Source organism: Renibacterium salmoninarum ATCC 33209, assembly GCF_000018885.1.
GTDB classification, from domain to species: domain Bacteria; phylum Actinomycetota; class Actinomycetes; order Actinomycetales; family Micrococcaceae; genus Renibacterium; species Renibacterium salmoninarum.
This window is the reverse complement of the sequence record NC_010168.1, coordinates 2,595,315-2,614,360: the sequence shown is the minus strand read 5'-3', so window position 1 is coordinate 2,614,360 and position 19,046 is coordinate 2,595,315. Positions and strand designations below refer to the sequence as shown.

Genomic DNA, 19,046 nt, shown 5'->3' with positions numbered 1-19,046 from the left:
ATGACTTCTTCACCCATCGCGCCCGTAGTTCTCTGGTCAAAGCCGGCTGAGCAACGTGCCGGAACCCCACTCTTGGTCCTGCTCCATGGCTATGGTGCAAATGAAGCTGATCTTTTCGGATTGGCTGAACAACTCCCGGCTGAATTTATGATCGCCGCCGTCCGGGCAGGTCAATCGGCTGGCTCTGGGTTTGCTTGGTTCCCTTTGCAGAGCGACTTAATCATCAGCATCGAAGCCGTGACCAGTGCCGCGCTTGAGCTTGATGAATGGCTTGATTCGATTGCGGCCGATTTCAGCTCAGTGACTTTGCTCGGTTTCTCCCAAGGCATGGCAATGGCCAGTACTTTGGCTCGGCACCGGCCGGAACGCTTTGCCGCCGTCGTCGGTTTATCAGGTTTTATTATCGACGCCGAGGCCGATCCCTACTTCAAGGATGCCGAACTCGAAAAAGAAAAACTGCCATTTTTTTGGGGACGAGACCAAGCTGATCCAGTGTTGCCACAAGCACTGATTGAGCAGAGCAACGAATGGTTAGCCAAGCACACCAAGCTCACCAAAGTGCTGTATACTGGTATGTGGCACGGAATTTGTCAGGCAGAAATTGGCCATGTGGGCGAATTCTTGCGCGCTGAGGTGCTCAATGCGCAGAAATCTGAACCGACTGACCGTTGACCGTGACAACCGATCCCGGACGGATCTGTGCGCCGCGGCGGCTTTCGATCTGACCGTCCACTTTGACTAAACCATTTTCGATGAATTCCTTCGCTTGAATCCTATCGTCGGCAAGGTTGGCGAGTTTGAGTAGCTGGCCGAGTCGGATAGTTTCATCGCGGATCGTGACTTGCTCGATTTCAGGCATGTACCCATCATGCCTGAGAATCAAGAATGCTGTAGAAGCTGAGCTGTTCGAGGAGCAAGAATGAATGCAACTAATCCGCACAAGGTGCCGATACTTTTGGGGCTGCCGCTTGCCGTGATCGGCGGTTTGGCCGTTGCCGGTCAGGGCCGATCTAACGGGTCCCTCGGCGCAGCGCTAGGGGATGGCTTGGCAGCAGCTGTGATGAGCTTCGGATCCGGCCTGGTGTTGATTGTTTTGGCGTCGCTGATCCTTCCTGCTGGACGCCGCGGATTGCGGGCGATTGCACCTGTGGTTCGGGCCAGGAAATTCCCGCGCTGGTATCTCGCAGCGGGCGTTATTGGCGCATTCTTGGTGATGGCCCAAGGGCTGACCGTGGCCGTGATCGGGATTGCGCTCTTTACCGTCGCGGTAGTCACCGGGCAAAGTCTCAGTGGTTTGTTGGTCGATCGGCTGGGGATATCGCCAGCCGGAAAGAAAGCGATTACCGGGATCCGAGTCATCTCAGTGCTGCTCACCATCGCCGCCGTCATCTGGGCCGTTTCACCTCGGTTCAACCAATCTGAAAGCATTTGGCATTGGTTGTTACCAGTGTTGCTGCCGTTGGTGGCAGGATTTTTGATGAGCTTTCAACAAGCGATGAACGGCACCCAGACTGTGCATTATGGCACTCCGCTTGCGGCGACTGTGATCAACTTTGTTGCCGGAACCGCGGTGCTACTAGTGGCTTGGCTGGTCAAAGTACTGTTCGCCGGGTTTGGCAACGGCTTGCCAAGTGAATGGTGGTACTACCTTGGCGGCGCGCTTGGCTGCTTCTTTATCTGTCTTGCTGCCTGGCTAGTTCGCGGTCTGGGTGTTTTGCTGACTGGGTTGGGCATGATTGCTGGCCAGCTGCTTGGCTCACTTGCCTTGGATCTCCTCGTGCCAACGGCGGGCACCGTCATCGCACCGGCCACTTGGTGGGGCACCCTGCTCACGCTGCTCGCCGTCGTGCTGGCTACTTTGCCTTGGCCTCGCAGGCCTCGCCGCTAGATCCACCGACTGACTAGCTCAAGCTGGCAACTCGCTGGGTATTCAGCTTTTCCCCTTGTCGTTCGACCCTTCAATCAATAACATTACTTAGGGCAACTAACGAAGGGTTATGGACATGTGTGGAATTGCCGGCTGGGTCTCGTTTGATCGTGATCTCCGGAATGAAAAGGCCACCGCTTTGGCGATGACGAGGACTATCGTTTGTCGAGGACCCGATGACGAAGGAGTCTGGATCGACGAACATGTGGCATTAGGGCATCGACGACTGTCGATTATTGACCTACAAAACGGCCACCAGCCGATGCTCAGAGATGAAGAAGACGCCACAAGGCAGGTGTTGATCTACACCGGTGAGACGTACAACTTCCGTGAGTTTCGCGAGCAACTAGCTGCTGCGGGGCGAAACTTTCGCACCAGTAGCGATACCGAAGTGGTGCTGCAAGCGCACGCCCACTGGGGCGGTAAAGACGAGCGCGAGGTCGTCGAACGCTTCAACGGCATGTTTGCCTAGGCCCTCTGGGACACCGAGAAACAAGAGTTGACGCTTCTGCGTGACCGGCTGGGCATTAAGCCGTTGTACTACTTGCAAACTCCCGACGGCGTGCTTTTCGGTTCTGAACCGAAGGCAATTTTGGCCAATCAGCTGGCCGAGCGAACCGTTGATTTGGACGGTTTGCGCAGGCTGATGGGTTTCTCGGCCAATACTGGCAACTCGGTCTTCAAAGGTATGCAGGAAGTACCACCCGCGCATATCGTCAAGATCAATCGACAAGGCATTACTGAGCTGCGTTATTGGGCCTTGGACGATCACGAACACACGGACGATCTGGACGCCACGATCGCCACCGTGCGTGAGCTGCTCGAAGACACGGCACAACGCCAGCTGATTGCCGACGTGCCGTTGTGCACGCTGTTGTCCGGTGGTTTGGATTCATCGGCCTTGACGGCTTTGTCCGCCAAACAACTCAACGCCACTACCGGCGAGGGCGTGCGTTCGTTCTCCGTTGACTTTGCTGGTTATGAAGAGGAGTTCAAAGCCGACGAGTTTCGTCCGACGCCGGATGGTCCGTACATCATCGACGTTGCGGAGCACCTCAAAGCGCAATACCCCAAGGCCTCACACACCAACTTGGTGCTCAACAACGAAGAGCTGATGGATCCGGCGGCGCGTTCTGCGGTGCTCACCGCCCGGGATTTCCCGGGTATGGGGGATATGGATACTTCGCTGTACTTGCTGTTCAAAGCGGTACGCCAGCATTCAACCGTTGCGTTGTCCGGCGAATCCGCCGATGAAGTCTTTGGCGGGTACAAGGAATTCCACGATCCGGTAGCTCGGGAAGCGGGCACTTTCCCGTGGATTACTGGCATTGCAGCTAGCGCATTTGGTGGCGGGGCCGATAACAATGGTGTGATGAATCCTGCCTTCGCGGCAAAGTTGGACCTGCCAGGGTATGTGCAGTCCCAGTATCATCAAGCCCTTGCTGAGGTGCCGCGCCGTGCTGGCGAGACCGGACTCGAAGCGCGGATGCGCGAAGTGAGCTACTTGTACCTGACTAAATTCCTGCCGATCTTGCTGGATCGTAAGGACCGGATGAGTATGGCCGTCGGACTTGAAGTTCGAGTGCCGTTCTGTGATCACCGGTTGGTGCAGTACGTGTACGGAACTCCCTGGGCCATGACGATTTTCGATGGTCGGGAGAAGTCGCTGCTGCGGCACGCAACTAAAGATCTCTTGCCACAGTCCGTCGTCGAACGCGTTAAGAGCTCGTACCCTTCGACGCAAGACCCTGGTAGAACAAAGCACTGTTCTACCAGGTCGGTGAGATCCTGGACCGCGGTGACAGCCCGGTGCTGGATCTTATGAACGTAGCTGCGCTCAAAGAAATGATTCGTACCGGTGGAAGTGGCGCAATGGGCGAGCGCTACCAAGCGGAAAGCACCATCCAGATGGATGCTTGGATTCGTCAGTATGGCCTCGCGTTAGAGGTCTAAGCAGCAATCCTCGTGAGAGGTCGCGACACCTTGGCGTTATTGTCATGTCACGACCTCTCGCGAGAGCTTTATGTAGGCTAATCCGATGGAACTCCTTGTTGGCTCGTACACCTCCGGATCAAATCGTGGCGCTGGTATCAGTTCCTTTGACATTGCCGACGACGGCTTGCTGGGTCAGCGAAAGCTCCGGGCCGACGTCGCCGACCCGTCTTTTATGGCGTTGGCAGCCGACGGCGTGAGCGTAGTTTCGGAGTGCGAACAGGGCCGGATGCTGGTCTTTGAGCGCGATTTCCACGACGGTTCGTTGGAATTGGTGAGCCAATCGCCAGTGATCGGCGCGGACCCTTGCCACCTCTCGCTTTTGCCGGGCGGGCAGGTCATTGTGGCGAACTATAGCTCCGGCACCGTATCGCTACTGGCCGCACAACGGGCACTCGAGATCCAGTGCACTTTGCAGTTGAATGGTTCCGGGCCAGTGACCGATCGTCAAGAAAGTCCGCATGCGCATCAAACCGTGCCAACGCCTTACGGCACAGTTTTCGTCGCTGATCTTGGCTCCGATTCGGGGCTTGAACTACGGCCGAACTCCACAGAACTGAGCCAAGAAGCCCGGTTGCAGTTGCCAGCTGGCACCGGCCCACGTCACCTAGTCTTGCGTCGTAGTGATTCGGTAGATCATCTTTTGGTCATGGGTGAACTCGACGGGCAATTGCATGTTTTCAGCCGTGCTCGGCGCGAAGCCGCCGGTGGCTGGCAACACCGTGGGCAGGTGGCACTATTCACTCGGGAAAGCGTTGGGAACAGTTATCCAGCGCATATTGAACTTTCCGTAGACGGTACGTTGGCCTATGCCAGCATCCGAGGACAGGATCAGATCAGCGTTTTCAAGCTCAATACACTGGCCGAGGAGGGGCTGCCGGAGCTAGTCCAGGAAGTTCTCACCGAGGGTGCCTGGCCGCGAAATTTTGCCTTGGGTACTGGCCTCATGGGAGCTGGCGTTCTCTATGCCGCCAACCAAAAAGGCGACAGCATCACAGTATTTGCGCTGCAGCCAGACGGCTTGCTGGGCGCAAAGCTACAAGAGGTCAGCATTGGCACGCCCGCGTGCTTGGTGATTTCCTGAACGGCGGGGGACCGTGCTCGACTGGGTCCCACTGCGCAAGCGAACTCAGTGGGAAGAACTAGTTTGTCCCACCGAGCGGGCTCGCCGGCGGGACATCCTTATGCGGTTGCTTGCACAATATTCGCTCAACACCGACTCGAATTTGAGCTAGCAAGTTTAAGCTAGCAAGATCGCCCGGTAGGCTTGGTCTGTCCAACGCAAGTGGACACACGCAATGTTCCGCGTTCTGCATCCAGCCGTCCGCATACCCCAGGAGTTGACCTATATGGCCGCCAATAAATCCGCTCTCGATCCGATTATCTCGCTGGCTAAGCGCCGCGGATTCGTCTTCCAGGCCGGAGAGATCTACGGCGGTTCGCGGTCAGCATGGGATTACGGCCCCTTGGGCGTTGAACTTAAGGAAAACATCAAGAAGCAGTGGTGGCAGACCTTCATCCGTGGTCGCGGCGATATGGTCGGGCTGGATTCCTCCGTCATTTTGCCCACGCCGACGTGGGTTGCCTCCGGTCACGTGGAGACGTTCACCGATCCGTTGGTGGAGTCACTGCACACGCATAAGCGATTCCGCGCAGATCACCTGATCGAGGCGTACACCGCCAAACACGGTCATCCGCCGGAAAACGGCTTGGCTGACATTAAAGATCCAGATACTGGTCAGCCTGGAAGCTGGACCGAGCCGCAATTGTTCTCCGGTCTCATGAAAACCTTTCTTGGCCCGGTAGACAACCAAGAAGGCTTGCATTATTTGCGCCCAGAGACCGCGCAGGGCATTTTTACCAACTTCAACAATGTGCTGACCACCTCGCGCAAGAAGCCGCCGTTCGGCATCGGCCAAATTGGTAAAGTTTTCCGCAACGAGATCACGCCCGGAAACTTCATTTTCCGTACCCGTGAGTTTGAGCAGATGGAAATTGAGTTCTTCACCGCACCGGCCGACGCAGATGAGTGGTTCAAGCATTGGGTTGACGCCTGCTGGGAATGGTTCGTGGACCTGGGCATCAACCCGGACAACATGCGTAAATTCGATGTGCCCGAAGATGACCGGGCGCACTACTCCGCCGGCACCATCGACGTCGAGTACAAGTTTGGCTTCCAGGGGTCCGAATGGGGCGAGCTGATGGGCATCGCAAACCGTACCGACTTCGATCTAAACAACCACTCAAAGGCTTCCGGCACCGAGTTGAGCTACTTCAACCAGGCCAGCGGTGAGCGTTACACGCCCTATGTCATTGAGCCGTCCTTCGGGCTGACTCGGTCCATGATGGCTTTCCTGATCGATGCTTATACCGAAGACCAAGCACCAAACACTAAAGGCGGGGTAGACACTCGCACGGTATTGAAACTTGATCCGCGGCTTGCGCCGATCAAAGCCGCAGTGTTGCCGCTTTCACGCAACGAAGATCTTTCGCCTAAGGCTAAGGACCTGGCTGCGGAATTGCGTAAGAGCTGGAACATCGAATTCGACGACGCTGGCGCAATCGGACGTCGCTACCGGCGCCAAGATGAAGTTGGCACCCCGTTCTGCATCACAGTGGACTTCGACACGCTGGAGGATCAGGCTGTGACCATTCGGGAACGCGATTCAATGAGCCAAGAGCGGGTTGCTTTGGACAAGGTACGCGGCTACTTGGCTGAGCGGTTGCTGTGGGCATAATGACTTTGGAGTATCGCCCCTGGCAAGACGGTGACGAAGCTGAATTACTGCAGATCTGGGGCGACCCGGAAGGTGAGCAAAGCGCCTGGTATCGCAAAACGTTGGCAGCTAATAGCAACGGTGGTGAGGGTTCAAATTGGAAGCGTTGCATCGTTGCTACCGATCAGGGAATTCCGGTAGCCGCTGGCGTGGTGATGGAACAGCGTCTGCACGCTAGCAAGCTCTCGGTTTATGTCGAGGTAGCGCGGGATCATCGTCGGCAGGGCGTTGCGGCAACGTTACTGACGATGCTCCGGCATGAAGCTGCTCAGGCACCCAGTGGCGTTCGGGTGCTCACGGCGAAGGTTGATGAAAATACCTCGGGAGCGGCGTTCGTCGCTTCGCTTAATGCCGAAGTGATTCAGACCTCGCAGCTTATTCAGATTGACCCTGGTGCGCTGTCTTTTCAGCGGTTCCAAAAATCTGAAGATCAGTCAGATGAAGATGCTGGTGCTGACGTTGTGCAGGATTTGGCTACCGGCTCGGTTGAGCTGACCGACGTCGTCGGACGCTGGTACGAATCAGTCCACAATAGCTGGAGCCCTACGGGGCCACTTAGCCCTGGAACAGTCCAGGCGTACTTCCTCGCTGATTCAACTGGAGCTCAGGGGGCTATCGTGCTCAGGGCCGAGCCGGAGAGTGCTTTTGGCGGCGCGGCAAAGCCGAGTAAAAAAGGCAAGCTGAGAGCTTTCGGCGTGAGTTTTGGGCCTCATCCGCTGAGCGACACGGCTGATGATCCGGCCGCTGACGTTTTGCTGGGGTGGGAGCCAGAGTTGACGGACGACGACGCCGCAGCAGCGGTGCGGGATTTGGTCGCCTTGCTGGCCTATCAGCACCCAGTGGTTGTCGAGGTGGATAGCTCGATGGAGCCACTGAACGTTCTGGTCAAGCCATTGCTGGACGCTGCTAAAGCTCGACAGGTTGGCAATAAGACAATTATCGTCAGTCTCTAGGGTCATTCCGGGGAGTTTGCCGGGAACATTTAGCGACACGCTGTTCGCTCTTGACGGCGGTGAGATTCTTCGGGCAGATTTATGCTGCCGATGGTTGGGGGATCAACCGAAGAAAGGCACTTCCGTGCACCAAGAATCTGAACTTCCGAATACCCGCACTGTGCTGATTAGTCGCCGAACTGCCGTTCGTGGCGTCGCAGTAATCGTGGCTGCTGCTGGCCTTGGCGTGTCCGCAGCAGCGCCAGCACTTGCTGCAACATCGCAAAACGGCTGGTCTGCTGCTAAGGACACTCCCATTGCTACTTTGACGGTTGGCGCAGCGAGCTTTGCGCCCGGCGTCCGCAAAGGGGATGTGCGCACGATCCTGGGGTACGTAGCTAAGCGATTCAACAGCGAAGTTGAAAAGCTGGTCAAAGGCACCTGTTGGGGATTCGCTTACCGGGACATTAGCGGCAGCACTGACCTGTCTAACCACGCCAGCGGAACTGCCATTGATTGCAATGCGCCGCAGCACCCGCTGGGCAAAGCAGGCACGTTTCGCGCCGCGCAGGTCAAAGCAATCCACAAAATCATTGCCGATTGCAATGGCGTGGTGCGTTGGGGTGGCGATTACAACGGACGCAAAGACGAAATGCACTTTGAAATCAATGTGGCACCGGGAAACGCTAAAATTGCGGCCTTGGTGAAGAAGATCAACGGCTAAATCGGCTCAACTGGAAACGAGCAACATTGTCGCCAAGCCTATCATCATGACGGCAATGAGCGAGTCCAGCACTCGCCAGGCCAAGGGCTTTGCGAACAGTGGTGCGAGTAGGCGCGATCCATAACCCAAAGCACTGAACCAGATCATGCTTGCCAAGGCGGCCCCGAGACCAAAGAACCACTTTTCTGGGTCGCCTTGTGCTGTTGCCACGGAGCCGAGCAACAGCACAGTGTCTAAATAGACATGTGGGTTGAGCCAGGTGAAGGCTAGACAGGTCAGAATCGCCGTACGGAGCGAGCAGTTGCGCTCAGGTTTTTGCGCAGTTAGCGCACCGGGCCGGAGAGCTCGCCGGGCCGCAATGAATCCGTAGCAAAGCAGGAATGCGGCGCCCCCATAGCGGATTACGGTCAAAATCAGCGGAAAAGATGTCACCAGGAATCCCAAGCCAGCAATTCCGGCAAAAATCAGTACCGCATCTGAGAGTGCGCAGATCACGATGAGTGGCAGTACGTGCTCGCGGCGCAAGCCTTGGCGGAGCACAAACGCATTTTGCGCGCCGATGGCCGCGATCAAAGAAATGCTGGTGCCCAGCCCGGTAAGTACCGTCAAAATCATCACGAGTAACTACGCTACGCACTCAAATTTAAATCTAACAGCTAATGTTTTTAATGCACTATAAGCTGAGCTAATGATGGAAGTTCAGCCCGAACAGCTCCGCGCACTGAGTGCGATTATTGATCACGGCGGTTTTGAGGCGGCGGCCAATAGCTTGGACATCACTCAATCGGCGGTTAGCCAGCGGTTACTGGCCATGGAGCGCCAATTTGGTCGTCCGATGCTGCGGCGTGGCAAGCCGCCGAAGTTAACCGATGCAGGGCAGCTGATGTTGCGCTTTGCTAGGCATACGGAGTTGCTTACCGCAGATCTGGTCACTGAACTTGATGCTGAACCCGGATACGAGTTGCCAGCGGTTTCGATTGTGGTCAACGCAGACTCGTTAGCTACCTGGGTCTTACCTGCTTTGGCTCCGCTTGCAGCCCAATTGCGTTTGGAACTGCTGCGTGAGGATCAGGACCACTCGCTAGAAGTTCTGCGTCAAGGCGATGCAATTGCCGCGATCACGTCCGAATCGAAAGCGGCACCTGGCTGCAGTTCAACCTTGCTGGGCATCGTGCGTTATTTACCAATCTGCTCGCCGGAGTTTGCCGCGCGCTGGTTCGAAGGTGGTGCCAATGTGGCTGCGCTGGCTAAAGCGCCGACGGTGATTTATGACCGTAAAGACGATCTGCAGGATCGATACCTGCGGCTCCGAAGTGCTACCCCTCCGGAGCCGCCACGGCACTATGTGCCGGCGTCGAGTGATTTTATGCAGGCCATAGAGCTCGGCTTTGGCTGGGGAATGGTGCCGCGAATGCAGGCAGCAGCCCTGCTGGAATCAGGCGCATTACAACGAATCGCACCACGCGGTCATGTTGATGTGCCGCTGTATTGGCAGCAATGGCGCCTTGGCTCAGTGAGCTTGAAATTGGTGGCTGACGCCATCAAAGGCGCTGCAAAGTCCTTGCGCTAGCTGCCCTCGGAGTACCGTTTGGCGTTTTTGAGCGCGGTTGTTAGCCCTTTTGCATCGTACCGATCAACATAAGCTTCGGTGTCACGCTGATAGCGCCAACCTTCGCTAAGCGCCCCGACGTCAACGGCGTCGAACCCGAATTCTTCGATCAAGGCTGCAGTTGTGGCCTTGGCCGCCTCGTCATCGCCTGCTATTGCTAGCGCACGACGGCCGGGCGTGGCCGTTGGCTCGCCCTGCGAAAGCAGGTCCTTGAAGTAGATGTGATTGAAGGCCTTAACTACGTTGGACTCGGGTAGGTGAGCCTGCAGCAGTTCTGAGGTGGTTGTGGTCTCGGCTTCTAGCTCGTCGATGACGCCATCACGCTCGGGGTAGTAGTTATTGGTGTCGATCACGGTCTTTCCGGATAGTTCGGTCACCGGAACATCTCGATAGTTTTTCAACGGGATGGTTACCACCACGACGTCGCCAGCTTGGGCCGCCTCGGTAGCGGTCGCCGCGCGAGCGTTGGGCCCTAATTCCGTAACCAATTCGGCAAGGGTTTCCGGGCCGCGTTAATTGCTGAGCACCACGTCGTAGCCATTTTTCACCGCCAACTTAGCGAGAGTCGATCCAATATTTCCGCTGCCTATGAGTCCTAAAGTTGTCATGCCTTAGACAACACAACAGCCCAGAATATATTCCGCGTCATAGAAATATTTCCTGAAATGTCGGAATACTTGCTAAGGAATGTGTGGCGGTATAAAGCTGAAAGTTGTGCCCAGAATCCAGACTAGAAACAACACAATCGGTAGGTGGAAGATGAAATGAATGAAGGTGAAACCCACTAAATCGCGAGCACGCAATTTAAGCACGGCAAGAAGTGGCAACATGAAAAATGGATTAACCAGGTTCGGCAAAGCTTCGGCGACGTTGTAAATCTGCACCGTCCAACCCAGATTCATCTGCACAACTGTGGCAGCTTGCATCACATAAGGCGCTTCGACAAGCCACTTCCCACCTCCAGAGGGCACGAAAATACCCAGGATCACGGTGTACAGCGCAATGATGACAGCAAACCAACCGCCGCCGCCGATATTGGTAAAAAGTGCGCCAAATGTTCTGAAAGGCTCAATCCTTCAAAGCCTTTGGCCTTGGTCAAGATAGCGGCCATCGCGGCATAGAGCGGGAACTGCACCAGAATACCTGCGGTAGCTGGCACCGCCTTGGCTACCGCTTGGAGGAACTTGCGTGGCGTGCCATGCAACACCAAGCCAAGGATCAAAAAGACTAAGAGATAGGCGTTGAGCGAAGAGACGACGGCGAGCGCAGGCAAGGTCAGAAATTGTGAAACCAGCCAACCTAAGGTCAATAGGCCCAACAGGATTGGCAGTACTCGGCTGTATTCAAGCCATTCACCGGGTCGTGATCGTTTCGCAGCTGGTTCGGGATCGTCAGAAAGATCAACACCCAAATCCTGGGCAGTTTTGATCGCCTTGCCGCTAGGGGCGGAAAAATGTGCAATCAGCACGGTGACCAAAACAATCACTAGGCACATCAGTAACGATTGCCAAGTGAAGATCGTGCTGCCAAAATCCAAAATACCGGTGATTTTGAGCAGGGCTGGTGGCAACGAAGCCTTGGTAGCTTGCAACTGAGCAGCAGAGGAAGACAGCCCCAACGCCCAGACGGCACCTAAGCCCATGAACGCGGCTGCACCCAACGCTCGATAATCCACCCGCAGGTCAGTTCGGCGCGCTATTGCCCGGGCAACGAGACCGGCAAAAACTAGGCTGAGTCCCCAGTTGAGAAAAGACACCGCCATACCAAGGAACGCGAGAAAGCTGACTGCGCCGCGCGCCGTCGTCGGAATCGCTGCCAGCCGAGTAATGACTTTGGCAATTGGTGCTGAGGTGGCAACAACGTAACCGGTCAGCACCACCATAGCCATTTGCAGCGTGAATGCGGTGAGGTCCCAAAAACCGTTGCCGAATGAATCGGTAATTGCTTGCGGGCCAGCGCCGTTTGCCAAGGCGGCAACCGCGACAATGATCACGCCCGCCAGCGCAAAAACGTAGGCTTCCGGAAACCATTTTTCGGTCCAACGGGCCAATGATTGCGCGAATTTCGCTAGGCCGCGTTCGGGCTCAACCGATGGGTTGGTCTTTAGCCGTATTGCCGGATTGGGCACGGGAAGCTCCTCGTCCTTGAGTAGTGGGTGAAATTCACCCAGAGTTTACCTGCCCCCTCACAGCGAGGCTAGGAAGTTAGTCGCGGCGTCCGCGAGCTAAATCTCGTGCATCTGCCGCGGACTGGTCTGCCACAGACATAGCGCTGCCGCCCAAGGCCGCCGGCATCCACCAGGCTCCCGGCGCCGGCTTTTCCGGGTATTTGGCCATTGCGCGATCGATGCCCGCCTGTAGACTCTGCCGGAGCTTGTCAGTCTCCGCTACCGCATCGAGGTCCTCGGGAACCAGGATCTGTTCACCGATATCAACTCGGATCGGCTTTTTCCAGGACTTGAATGGCCTGAAACCATGCCCGCGCGTCATCAGCCGATGTGCACCCCACACTGAGATGGGCACGATCGGCACACCTGCTTCGGCTGCCATCCGAATCGCACCGGTTTTGCATTCGCGCACGGTGAATGAACGGCTGACGCCAGCTTCCGGCAAAATGGCAATGTATTCGCCTTCGCGGAGCTTTTGTACTGCTTGCAGATAGGCGTCTCGGCCAGCTGCACGGTCCACAACTACATGACCGGCTGCCGAGATCGCTGGCCCGGCGAGCCAATGATCGGCAGCTCCTTTATGAATCAAATAGCGCATTTGAACTTTCGCGTGCTTCCACATCACCATCGAGGCCACCGCGAAATCCAAATATCCAAAGTGCGTGATGGCAATGACGGCACCGTGCCCCGGAATTGGCTTACGAGCCTTGCCTTCGATGGGATCAGCGGCCGGTAAATGTTCAAGGCTGCTGGTCTGCACGTCCAGTTGGAATAGTCCGCGCAGGAACAGCCCCGTGCCGACGATCATTCGGTAAAAGGTGTTATTCGGGGCTGGACGCCAAGGCACTAGAGCTCCTTTTGCTTGCTGCTGCGGGTTTTGCGGGGTGGCAGTGGAAAGAACCCGCTGGTGGCTTCAATGTATTCGCGGTAACCGGGCCGGCTGGACATCCGGGACTCAGTGAGCGGCTTTCCAGTTTTGCCGGCCAGCGCCCAGATCATCAGCGCGGGGGAGAGGATGGTGAGGACCCCTGGCCAGGAGTCGGCGGCTATCAGGAACAGCCCTACCCAGACTGCGGCATCACCAAAGTAGTTCGGATGCCTGGTGTAGCGCCACAGACCAGTGTTGAGAACAGTTCCCCGGGTGTTGGGATCTGCTTTGAACCGAGCTAGCTGCGCGTCTCCAACGGTCTCAAAGAACATTCCGACGAGCCACGCTAGGATGCCGAGCCAGGCCAACCATCCCAAGCTAGCGGTACTGAACATGCCAACTTGGATGGTGAGCGAAACGAAAAACAACACCAACCCTTGCGGCAAATAGACTTTCTGTAGCGCGTAAATATTTGCCGAGCCCGGTGCCTTTGCGAGCATCGCCTCGTAGCGTGGATCTTCCTTACCATCGCGGGCGCGCCAGCCAATAAAGCCGGCCAAACGCAAGCCCCAGAGTGCGACGGCGAGCAGCAGCAAAAGCCGTCGGCCGCCGTCGGCATTGCTGCCGGCTGAGGCGAAAAAGCTAACTACTGCGACCACAACAAAACCCATTGCCCAGGCAACATCAATCACGCCATGCCGTTTTTGTTTGAGCGCCACCGCATAGGTGATGGCAAGAACTAGCAGAACCCCCAACGCACTCCAGAGCAGGTTGAGTGCGAAAGCGCCACCAGAAAAGGAAGCCGAGGTGTTGAAGAGATTAGTCATGAAGGATCACCACTTACAGTTCGGTCAGAAGCTTTTGCCGGCCTTGGTAAAGAAGGTCGGCTAGCTTAGTGACTTTGGGTTTGAGCGGGATGTGTAAATCGGTGCCAAACTGCCGGAGCAGGAAAGAGGCGCTCAGACGTTGCCAGATGGCAATTTTGTCGAACATGAAATGCCCGGCACCGACCAACCGAACGTAGAAGATTTCGCTCGCGGAGCCCTGGGCCCGTTCAGCAAAATTCTGTGACGAGGGCGCACTGGTCCATTTGTCTTTGTCGCCGCGCATAATCAAGACACTCCGGCCGCGGATCGGTTCGGTGGACGAATCTTCATCGGTCCAGGGCGCAAGCGAAACAATTGCTTTGACGTTCGGGTCATCGGCCACTGCGATAGCTACCGAGCCACCCATCGAATGTCCCAAAATGTAAACCGGCACCGAAGTATGTTCTTCGCGGATCTTCTCTAGTGCCCAACGGGCATCTTGAACGGGGGAGCGCTCTTCACCATTCCAGCCGCGAACGCGATTGCGCAAGGACCAGACAGCCATGCCGTGCCGGGAACCCCAACGATGTAAAAGTTTGGCAATGGGAATCATTCGGGACGGGCTTAAATGCCGGGCTCGAACGGGTTCATAGGAATTGACTCGGCCACCATGCAGAACTAACACCACAGCCTTGGTCACGCCGTGGGCGGGCCTAATGGTCAGCACCGGTGCATGCGCCAAGGTTCCCCTAGGCACTTCATCGGCCTCATCAATCCTGCGTTTCAACGCGTTTCCCCTTTTGTTGAATCTAGTCAATTCGCTACGCTGCCGAGCCCCAATCCTACCGTTGCGAACTGTGAGTCAGCCCCGCCTCCACCATCTAAGACCGGTTCTCACGTAGGCTTCGGCACGGAGGTACTGAAGATATGGGACACGGACATTCTCATGCCGTCATGAGCGGTTCGGAGCACGACGGCGAACGGATGGGTTCAGGGTTTAATGGGCCTGAGCAGCGGCGCGATAAATCGTTGCGGCGGCAAGCTCGCCGTCGAGCTGGTTGGTTGCTTGGTCTGATCCTGGGCCCGCTTGGCCTGGCGGCCGTGGTCTTTATGGTGCTGTTGTGGCCTAGCGGTTCCGGCACAACCATCTCGGTTAATAGCCCCTATGCGGCAGCGCCGGGGGCGAGTATTGATACCGGTAAAGTTCAGCGCACTGAAGCCGAAGACTGCCAGGGTGCGGTTGCTGGTAGCAAGGGCTGTTTGGTGGCCTACACCCAACCAGATGCCGGTGGGAATCAGGTTCCGGTGCTCATCAGCCCAGAAATCGTGGTCTCGCCCGGTGTGCACCAGGGCGACACGATCAAGTATGTGAACCTCTCCAAAATCGGTCCATCGGTTACCGGACCGGCCTATGTTTTTATGGACTTTGTTCGTGGCGTGCCCATGCTGCTACTGGCCCTGGTTTATGCCGTGGTCGTCATTGCGGTAGCTCGATGGCGCGGGCTCCGGGCACTTTTAGGCCTGGTGGGCGCATATCTGGTACTTGCCTTCTTCATCTTGCCTGGCTTAGTCGAAGGCAAACCGCCGCTATTGCTGGCGCTGGTTGGCTCGGCAGTGATCATGTTCGGAGTGCTTTATTTTGCGCATGGTGTTTCTGCTCGAACCTCCACCGCATTGATTGGCACGCTTTTTGGTCTCATGATGACGGCGGGGCTTGCCGCCTGGGCTACCAGCGCCACTTACTTGACCGGACTGGCGGATCACAATACCTACCAGCTACAAAGCGTTGCGGGGCAGCTGTCGATTACCGGCATGATTACCTGTGGTCTGATCATTTCCGGCCTTGGCGTGCTCAACGACGTCACCATCACCCAGGCCTCAGCGGTGTGGGAGCTTTATGAGCTAGCGCCAAAAACTTCCGCGCGGAAGCTCTTTACCTCGGCAATGCGGATTGGCCGCGACCACATTGCCTCCACGGTTTATACGATTGCTTTCGCCTACGCTGGTGGTGCGTTACCGATTCTGATCTTGGTCATGCTTTACCGCCTCTCGATGGGCGAAGCGCTCACTAGCGCGGAACTTTCTGAAGAAATCGTGCGAACCCTGGTTGGCTCGATCGGCTTGGTTTTGGCAATTCCGGTGACTACTGCGGTTGCAGTATTGGTCGTCAAAGCAACTGGACGACGCCGCGAATCGTTGCCACTGGCGACGCCGGAAGTCAGCCCAGGTCAATCAACGCTTGCAACTGCCGCTGACTAGGCGGCCGATCAGCGTAGATCAGTCGGGAAACGCTCCCAGGCGCTTCGGCCCCGCGCCACTGCAGCGTTAGACCAATTTTTTCCAGCACTGAAAAGGAACCTGGGTTGTTTTCTAGCGTTCTGCCGATTACTGGATGTTCCGGCCGAATTTCTGCCGCGAATTTCAGTGCGGCGCTCGCCAACTCAGTGGCCAAACCATGACCCCAGCTGGCCGGGGTCAGCCGATAGCCTAGGTTCCACAGACCTGCCGCAGCATCTTCCAAGGGGTTGATGCCGCCGTTGCCAATAAAAGTGCAAGCTGGCAACTCACCAACAGGTACGGCCAACCTGACTGCCCAATAACTAGCGCCATACTTTTGCCACTTTACCGCTGCCGACTCGATCATTGCGCGAGTTTGTTGCAGCGTCTTGTGCCGGAGCTCGAGCAGATGAGCCCAGGTCTGCGGATCCGAATAGATCTCGTGGGTTTGCAATTTCATCCGCTCTGCTGAGCGGCGTGAGTTCGAGTCGGCCTGTTAGCACAGTCTTCATGATCACTACTCCATCTTGCCTGCTCGACGATGACATTTGTCATCTGCAGATGATGACAGCCGTGTGGTGGTATCTGCCAGCAGCGGGCGGATGATTTTCATAACGGCCCCAAGAGGGGTGCTGAAAAATTCTCAGGAGCGCCTCACCATGTCAGCCCAAGACATTATCAACATCCTCATCGCAATCGCGGTGCTTGGCTGGATTTTGTACCGCCAGTTGCAACCGCGCCCCATCAAAGAGCGCCAGCCTTATCGGCTGATGTTCATTTTGGTGGTATTGGGCAGAGTGCAGATTTTACAACTCGCTGGCCGGGACGAAATCTCGGCTGCCGGTTACCTCGCTCTAGTTCTTGGCTTATCTAACCGGTGCTGGATTCGGTTGGCTGCGCGGGCGGTTAGTTCACCTCTGGCGAGCCGAGGACGGGTCGCTGATGCGGCAAGGCAACTGGATCACGATCGCCTTGTGGATCGTGGGCATCGCGGTGCACTTAGGCCTTGACTGGGCTGGCGTGCAGCTTTCGCCGGCGGGCCAAAGCGATGGCGCTGAAGCGTTGGGCCTGACCGGCATCATGCTTTATCTTGCCGTAGCGCTCGCAGCGCAACGGTTTGCCACCGTGGCTAGAACCCCAGCGGACGGCCACCCTAAAACTCTGAAAACCCTCTAATGACGGAAATTAAGGAATCTCTGATGAGTGAACAACTCGCCACCGCGACACAACGCGGCAGCATGCCCTCCGCGCTCTATGCCGTCGATGCACAGAATTTGCAAAAGTCCTTTGGCAAAGTCCAAGCAGTCAATGGCATCGACCTGCAGATCAAGCCGGGCGAAGTGGTAGCTTTTCTGGGCCCGAATGGTGCCGGAAAAACCACCACAATCGATATGCTGCTTGGCCTGAGCAAACCCGATCAAGGCTCAGTCAGTATTTACGGTAAGAGTCCGCGCCAAGCCATTGCGCACGGCCAGGTTTCGGCCTTGATGCAGACCGGTGGCTTACTGAAAGACCTGACGGTTCGCGAGACGGTGGCGCTGACGGCGTCGCTATTCGCCGAAGCTCGCCCGGCTGACGAATGCCTGGAACGTGCTGGAATTAAGGACATCGGTGATCGAATTGTCAGCAAGTGTTCTGGTGGCCAGCAACAGCGGCTCCGCTTTGCGATGGCTTTGGTTTCAGACCCGGGCTTGTTGATACTGGATGAGCCAACCACGGGAATGGACGTTGAAGGACGTCGCGATTTTTGGAACGCAATCCATGCTGACGCCAGCCGCGGCCGGACGGTAATCTTTGCCACGCACTACCTCGATGAAGCAGATGCTTATGCGGACCGGATTATCTTGGTTCGTAAGGGCCAGATCGTCGCCGATGGTTCCAGCGCGGAAATCAAATCTCTAGCCTCCGGGCGGACCGTTCGCGCCACCGTGAGTAACCTCGATCAAACCGCGGTTGCCGGGTTGCCCGGGGTGGACAATGTCGAGCTGCGCGCCGGCATCGTGAGTGTGCATAGCAAAGATTCCGACGCCGTAGCGCGCTATTTGCTGAACAATACCGATGCGAAAGACCTCGAAGTCACCTCGCACAATCTCGAAGACGCCTTCTTGGCGCTCACCGCCGACGACAGCAAGAACTGAGGACCTGCCATGACTACTGCAATTCCCGCCAGCATCTCGCTGGAACGTAAAGTGCCGCCGTTCGGCGGATTCAATTTGACCTTGCTCGGCATCGAAATGAAACGTCGCCTACGTAACCGACGCAATGTGATGTTTGCCTTAGTACTGCCGGTAGTGATGTTTCTGATCATTGGCTTGCCGCAGAAGGACACCGCGATTGACCCGAGTCACCCGGTCAGCGCCGGTGGGGTTTCGGTTGCGGCCTACATCATGATCTCGATGGCAGTTTATGGCTGCATGGTTACCTCCACCTCGGCAGGTAGCGCCGTCGAACGTTCCATGGGTTGGAGCAGGCAACTACGACTTACCCCGCTGACTCCGGCAGCAAATATTTTGGTCAAAGTCGTCGGTGGATTACTTCTGGGGCTTATCGCGATCTTGGCGGTCGACATCACCGGATTTATCATCGGCGTCCGGATGGAGCCGCAGATCTGGATCCTTTCCGGTCTGGCTGGCCTGCTTGGCTCCTTGGTCTTTACCGCATTGGGTTTGCTAGTTGGCTACCTGATTCCCAGTGAAAACGTTATGCAAATCATGGGGCCGGTCATCGCCTTCTTGGCCTTCTTCGGTGGCTTGTTTGCTCCCTTGAAATCACTCGGAGGCGTTTTCGAATCCGTCGGTGTTTGGACGCCGACTTACGGCATCGGTGAAATCGCTCGGGCGCCGCTAACCGGGGATGCCTTCAACTGGCTGGCGCTGCTCAACGTCGCCATTTGGCTAGTGATCTTTGTTGCTGGCGCGGCCCTTGCCTTCCGCCGCGATACCAAGCGGGTCTAAATAGCACCCGGTT

The 19,046-nt window shown here is 56.6% G+C and carries 18 protein-coding genes and 3 pseudogenes; 13 read left to right on the top strand and 8 right to left on the bottom strand.

The annotated features are described in order from the left end of the window. Nucleotides 1–672 carry an alpha/beta hydrolase gene (locus RSAL33209_RS12925; protein ID WP_012246306.1) on the top strand — a complete coding sequence of 224 codons (672 nt, stop codon included), beginning with the start codon at nt 1–3 and terminating at the stop codon, nt 670–672. On the opposite strand, the gene RSAL33209_RS12920 is transcribed toward RSAL33209_RS12925, so the two are convergent. Next, a complete protein-coding gene (locus RSAL33209_RS12920; protein WP_041684806.1) occupies nt 638–859 on the bottom strand; it encodes an RNA-binding S4 domain-containing protein in 222 nt (73 codons plus the stop codon). The genes RSAL33209_RS12925 and RSAL33209_RS12920 overlap by 35 nt on opposite strands. 60 nt (nt 860–919) lie before the next feature. On the opposite strand from RSAL33209_RS12920, the gene RSAL33209_RS12915 reads away from it, so the two are divergent. The 7 genes and pseudogenes from RSAL33209_RS12915 to RSAL33209_RS12890 all read left to right on the top strand — a co-directional run bounded on the left by RSAL33209_RS12915 (nt 920) and on the right by RSAL33209_RS12890 (nt 8,352). Further along, nucleotides 920–1,888, top strand: a complete 969-nt coding sequence (locus RSAL33209_RS12915; RefSeq protein ID WP_012246305.1) for a DMT family transporter — start codon at nt 920–922, stop codon at nt 1,886–1,888. A 109-nt stretch (nt 1,889–1,997) separates the two neighbouring features. Then, nucleotides 1,998–3,752: pseudogene (gene asnB / locus RSAL33209_RS12910) on the top strand (asparagine synthase (glutamine-hydrolyzing)). Next, entirely contained in the window at nt 3,749–3,880 is a 132-nt protein-coding gene (locus tag RSAL33209_RS19355; RefSeq protein ID WP_267895904.1) for a hypothetical protein, read from the top strand. The pseudogene asnB and the gene RSAL33209_RS19355 overlap by 4 nt, the downstream one beginning before the upstream one ends. Nucleotides 3,881–3,965: 85 nt before the next feature. Beyond that, nucleotides 3,966–5,003, top strand: coding sequence for a lactonase family protein (locus RSAL33209_RS12905; RefSeq protein ID WP_012246301.1), 1,038 nt, complete (start codon nt 3,966–3,968; stop codon nt 5,001–5,003). 265 nt (nt 5,004–5,268) lie between these two features. Continuing rightward, a complete protein-coding gene (locus RSAL33209_RS12900) occupies nt 5,269–6,657 on the top strand; it encodes a glycine--tRNA ligase (protein WP_041684805.1) in 1,389 nt (462 codons plus the stop codon). Next, nucleotides 6,657–7,649 (top strand): GNAT family N-acetyltransferase, encoded by a 993-nt coding sequence (locus RSAL33209_RS12895; protein WP_041684804.1) that lies wholly within the window; start codon nt 6,657–6,659, stop codon nt 7,647–7,649. The genes RSAL33209_RS12900 and RSAL33209_RS12895 overlap by 1 nt, the downstream gene beginning before the upstream one ends. 124 nt (nt 7,650–7,773) lie before the next feature. Beyond that, nucleotides 7,774–8,352, top strand: a complete 579-nt coding sequence (locus RSAL33209_RS12890) for a M15 family metallopeptidase (RefSeq protein ID WP_041685778.1) — start codon at nt 7,774–7,776, stop codon at nt 8,350–8,352. A 6-nt stretch (nt 8,353–8,358) separates the two neighbouring features. On the opposite strand, the gene RSAL33209_RS12885 is transcribed toward RSAL33209_RS12890, so the two are convergent. Then, entirely contained in the window at nt 8,359–8,967 is a 609-nt protein-coding gene (locus RSAL33209_RS12885; protein WP_041684803.1) for a LysE/ArgO family amino acid transporter, read from the bottom strand. A 73-nt stretch (nt 8,968–9,040) separates the two neighbouring features. Here RSAL33209_RS12885 and RSAL33209_RS12880 point away from each other — a divergent pair, with 73 nt between their 5' ends. Then, on the top strand, nt 9,041–9,922 hold the full coding sequence (locus tag RSAL33209_RS12880; protein WP_012246295.1) for a LysR family transcriptional regulator ArgP: 882 nt from the start codon (nt 9,041–9,043) through the stop codon (nt 9,920–9,922). Here the strand turns inward: RSAL33209_RS12880 and RSAL33209_RS12875 are convergent. The 5 genes and pseudogenes from RSAL33209_RS12875 to RSAL33209_RS12855 form a co-directional block, all read right to left on the bottom strand. Further along, a pseudogene (locus RSAL33209_RS12875) lies at nt 9,919–10,569 on the bottom strand (NADPH-dependent F420 reductase). The gene RSAL33209_RS12880 and the pseudogene RSAL33209_RS12875 sit on opposite strands and share 4 nt — an antisense overlap. Nucleotides 10,570–10,641: 72 nt before the next feature. Next, nucleotides 10,642–12,089, bottom strand: a pseudogene (locus tag RSAL33209_RS12870) (short-chain fatty acid transporter). 76 nt (nt 12,090–12,165) lie between these two features. Next, complete coding sequence (locus RSAL33209_RS12865) at nt 12,166–12,975, bottom strand: lysophospholipid acyltransferase family protein (protein WP_012246290.1); 810 nt, start codon at nt 12,973–12,975, stop codon at nt 12,166–12,168. Beyond that, on the bottom strand, nt 12,975–13,823 hold the full coding sequence (locus RSAL33209_RS12860; protein ID WP_012246289.1) for a DUF1295 domain-containing protein: 849 nt from the start codon (nt 13,821–13,823) through the stop codon (nt 12,975–12,977). The genes RSAL33209_RS12865 and RSAL33209_RS12860 overlap by 1 nt, the downstream gene beginning before the upstream one ends. 13 nt (nt 13,824–13,836) lie before the next feature. Then, nucleotides 13,837–14,589 carry an alpha/beta hydrolase gene (locus RSAL33209_RS12855; protein ID WP_158539319.1) on the bottom strand — a complete coding sequence of 251 codons (753 nt, stop codon included), beginning with the start codon at nt 14,587–14,589 and terminating at the stop codon, nt 13,837–13,839. 140 nt (nt 14,590–14,729) lie between these two features. Between RSAL33209_RS12855 and RSAL33209_RS12850 the strand changes: the two genes are divergently transcribed. Then, nucleotides 14,730–16,061, top strand: a complete 1,332-nt coding sequence (locus RSAL33209_RS12850; RefSeq protein ID WP_012246287.1) for a YibE/F family protein — start codon at nt 14,730–14,732, stop codon at nt 16,059–16,061. Here the strand turns inward: RSAL33209_RS12850 and RSAL33209_RS16535 are convergent. Then, nucleotides 16,021–16,539 carry a GNAT family N-acetyltransferase gene (locus RSAL33209_RS16535; protein WP_049758996.1) on the bottom strand — a complete coding sequence of 173 codons (519 nt, stop codon included), beginning with the start codon at nt 16,537–16,539 and terminating at the stop codon, nt 16,021–16,023. The two genes, RSAL33209_RS12850 and RSAL33209_RS16535, sit on opposite strands and share 41 nt — an antisense overlap. 401 nt (nt 16,540–16,940) lie before the next feature. Between RSAL33209_RS16535 and RSAL33209_RS17640 the strand changes: the two genes are divergently transcribed. From RSAL33209_RS17640 to RSAL33209_RS12825, 3 genes are read left to right on the top strand one after another with little or no spacing between them, the layout of a single operon-like run. Then, nucleotides 16,941–17,255, top strand: coding sequence for a hypothetical protein (locus tag RSAL33209_RS17640; RefSeq protein WP_145962091.1), 315 nt, complete (start codon nt 16,941–16,943; stop codon nt 17,253–17,255). Between the two features lie 23 nt (nt 17,256–17,278). Beyond that, entirely contained in the window at nt 17,279–18,217 is a 939-nt protein-coding gene (locus RSAL33209_RS12830; RefSeq protein ID WP_049759103.1) for an ABC transporter ATP-binding protein, read from the top strand. A 9-nt stretch (nt 18,218–18,226) separates the two neighbouring features. Next, nucleotides 18,227–19,033, top strand: coding sequence for an ABC transporter permease (locus RSAL33209_RS12825; protein ID WP_012246283.1), 807 nt, complete (start codon nt 18,227–18,229; stop codon nt 19,031–19,033). Nucleotides 19,034–19,046: the final 13 nt, after the last annotated feature.